This is a genomic window from Planktothrix sp. FACHB-1355, assembly GCF_014748295.1.
Taxonomy (GTDB): Bacteria; Cyanobacteriota; Cyanobacteriia; order Cyanobacteriales; family Aerosakkonemataceae; genus Aerosakkonema; species Aerosakkonema funiforme_A.
In genome coordinates this window covers 1-3,162 of sequence record NZ_JACJUP010000856.1, presented here as the reverse complement: position 1 = coordinate 3,162, position 3,162 = coordinate 1, and the positions used below count along the sequence as shown (strand labels likewise).

Here is a 3,162-nt window from a genome sequence, read left to right as displayed (position 1 = left end):
AAATGAAAAAAGGCTGTACCGAAGAGTTTCTCACAGTTACCAGCTGCTGTTCTATCCAAGGCCCGTTCTTTGTCGAGTCTATGATGAAGGATTTCTGCGTCTTGTCCGATATTTCTTCGTACAGCTTTGGGCTGTATTCAATATTGCTCCAGATCGAGCATTCTGGGCCGCATATTTTGCAAACGCCCTTACCATAAGGCTTATTTGCTTCTTGTAAAATTCTAGTATTTTCCGTTTCTCCACAAAAAAAACCATTTGAGTGACTGCCCAAAATCAGTCCCAGTAGAGTTGTGCCTGAGTGACCTACACCAGTGATAAAACAGACTTTCATACTATTGTTCAAAAAATACCTCCGGCAATTTATTACTTGGATAGAGCTTGCACTTCGTTTTTAAGTTCGTCAATAAATTTTCTCATATGCAAGATTTTCGGCATAGCCTCTTCCTCAGTCCAAACATCAAGATATTTTTCGTATCTGATGTTGTATTCTGGGGGCAGTACATAGATTTGCAGGTCACTTTCCCATAGCAATTCTCTTAGAGTTAACTGATCTTTTCCGAGATTTGCTTCATGAAAAGCTGTTTTCCAGCTTTCCAAAAACTTTATCACCTTCTCTGTTTTTCGATAAAGAATAATGCCGCCGTTCAACTGCGGAAAAGCCGTAGAAAATTCCCGACGCCATTGCCTTTGACTTTTAGGGCCCGATCTTCTGTGGGCATGACTCATTGCGATGTCGAATCGATCGAGCAACTCGAACATTTCTGTTATATCGCTGACTACCCTGGTATCGGCGTCTAAATAGAGAGTTCTCTGAAAGGGAGTTTCGGGCAAATAATCCACCTTCGATCGACGATGGGGATTGACAATTTGCCCTATCGAGTCGAACACTCCAGATTCTGTACATAGATCGGGCAGATCGGCCCAAATGTGTATTTTGATGCGATCGCCCATGTATTCCCTAGCACTTTTGGCGCTGAGGATGGCAGCTTTTACATACACATCTTTTGTCGCTATGTAAACGAGACCGCAATCATCGGATGCGAATGTTTCGCTCTGCTTGAAGGTACTGCTATCTGGCGATATCTGTTTTTCCACCCTATTGTTCTCCTTTTTGTACTCTCTAAAATTTGGATTTTCTCAATCTTTGTTGAGCCGATCGCACTCCTTTCAAATCAGTTAAACCTCGCCCAAAAAATCATTTTCAGCTTACATATACAAGCTCAGAATTTGCTTCCGTTTCACTTTTTTGAGGGAATTGCAGAGCGTGCAATTGAGCGTACCTGCCGCTTCGATCCAGTAACTCTGTATGAGTTCCACTTTCTACGATCCGTCCTTGTTCCATTACAACAATCAAATCGGCATTTTGGATAGTGGAAAGGCGGTGTGCAATTACCAAGCTTGTGCGATTTTTAAATAACCTTTCCAAAGATTCTTGAATCAAATTTTCTGATTCTGTATCCAGAGCCGAAGTTGCTTCATCCAGTACAATGAAGCGAGTATTCTTCAACAAAACTCTGGCAATAGCCAAACGCTGTCTTTGTCCCCCCGATAGTCTCACTCCCCGTTCGCCAATTATAGAATTATACCCTTCTGGGAAGCTCATAATAAACTGGTGAGCGTTAGCTGCTTTCGCTGCTTCCACAATCTCTTCTTCAGTCGCGTCTAACTTACCGTAAGCAATATTATCGCGCACCGTACCGTACAAAAGAAAAGTTTCTTGAGAAACTATACCGATTTGCTCCCGCAGCGATTCTACAGTTAAATCTCGCAGGTCGTATTCATCAAGCAAAATCCGTCCCTTTGTCGGGTCGTAAAAGCGAGCCGCTAGTTTGGCAACCGTGCTTTTTCCCGCACCGGAAGAACCAACTAAAGCGACAGTCGTCCCCGGTTTAATTTCTAAATTAAAGTCGTGCAGGATAGCCTCTCGTTTATTGTAGGCAAACTCCACATTTTCAAACTTCATTCTCCCCAAAACGGAAGTAATAGTAACCGCTTCTTCTTTTTCGACTACCTCCGGTTGGGTATCCATAATTTCAAAAACTCGCTCTGCCGCTACTAGAGCTAGTTGCAGGAGATTCATTAGTTTAGTGGAACGTTTGATCGGTTGAGTAACTAAATTAATGTATCCCAGGAAAGCTGCCAACTCCCCAATTGTGATCCGACCGACCATCACTTCCCAAGCGCCGAATACCAGCACGACAACGTTACTGAGGTTATTTAAAATATCGATAATTGGAAAGAACAAAGACCACAAGCGAACGGCACGAATATTTGCTTCCATGTAGCTGCGACTCTGTTCGGAAAACCGATCGATTTCATACTTTTCATTGCCGAAAGATTTGATAACGTTAATATTTGTTATGGTGTCTTGGATTTGATTGTTTACTGCTGCTGCTTGTTGCTGGACATCTCGGTAAGCACCTCGCAGCACTTTGGCAAAAAGCTGATTGAGATAAATCATCAACGGCCAAGTAATCAGCAGTAGCAGCGTCATTTGCCAATCGGCGGTAAAAAGATAGGCAACAATCACCACAAACGTGAAAATGTCGGCGAATATGTCGGCTATGTCGTTGTTCACTAAGTTGCCGATCGCATTCACATCTTGAGACAATCGCGACATCAGATCCCCTGTCCGCTGATTGTCAAAGAAACTGATGGAGAGCTTTTGGATGTGTCTGTATAGGTCGTTCCTGATGCTGTCGATCGTCCTTTGTCCGAACAGCGACATCATGTAACTGCGTAAGAAATTGAGAATCCCTACCAGCAGAGAAATCGAGACGATCGCACCTGCTACCCAAGGCAAAGCTTTAAAATCTTTGGTGGGAATAATATAGTCGATCGTGTAGCGAGTAATCTGCGGAATCAACACCTGAACGCAAGAAAGGCCAAAAATTACTAACAAAGCCACAAAGAACGGCAACTTGTTCTGCCAAACGTAGCTGAATAGGCGTCCGATTAACTGAGTGAACGATGCTCTTGTCTGTAATTTATCTGGTTCTTCTTTGGCTATTTTAAGAATTATGTTTGCTTTCACTTTTTTTCCTCTTGCGGATTTAAAACTAAAGGTCGCCTATATCTTTCATCTATACATAATTATTCACTAAATTTTTTACGAGCTGGCTCTTTCTACAGATACAATCATCTTTTTTCAAGAATATTTTG

Annotated in this window: 3 protein-coding genes; all 3 read right to left on the bottom strand. The window is 42.4% G+C overall.

What is annotated here, in order from left to right; translation table 11 throughout:
- The coding region (locus tag H6S82_RS26025) for a hypothetical protein (RefSeq protein WP_206756901.1) at positions 1 to 343 on the bottom strand (343 nt) is incomplete at its 3' end.
- Between the two features lie 20 nt (positions 344 to 363).
- Positions 364 to 1,095 (bottom strand): putative nucleotide-diphospho-sugar transferase, encoded by a 732-nt coding sequence (locus H6S82_RS33735; RefSeq protein ID WP_190464801.1) that lies wholly within the window; start codon positions 1,093 to 1,095, stop codon positions 364 to 366.
- A 106-nt stretch (positions 1,096 to 1,201) separates the two neighbouring features.
- On the bottom strand, positions 1,202 to 3,034 hold the full coding sequence (locus H6S82_RS26015) for an ABC transporter ATP-binding protein (protein WP_190464802.1): 1,833 nt from the start codon (positions 3,032 to 3,034) through the stop codon (positions 1,202 to 1,204).
- Positions 3,035 to 3,162 lie beyond the last annotated feature (128 nt).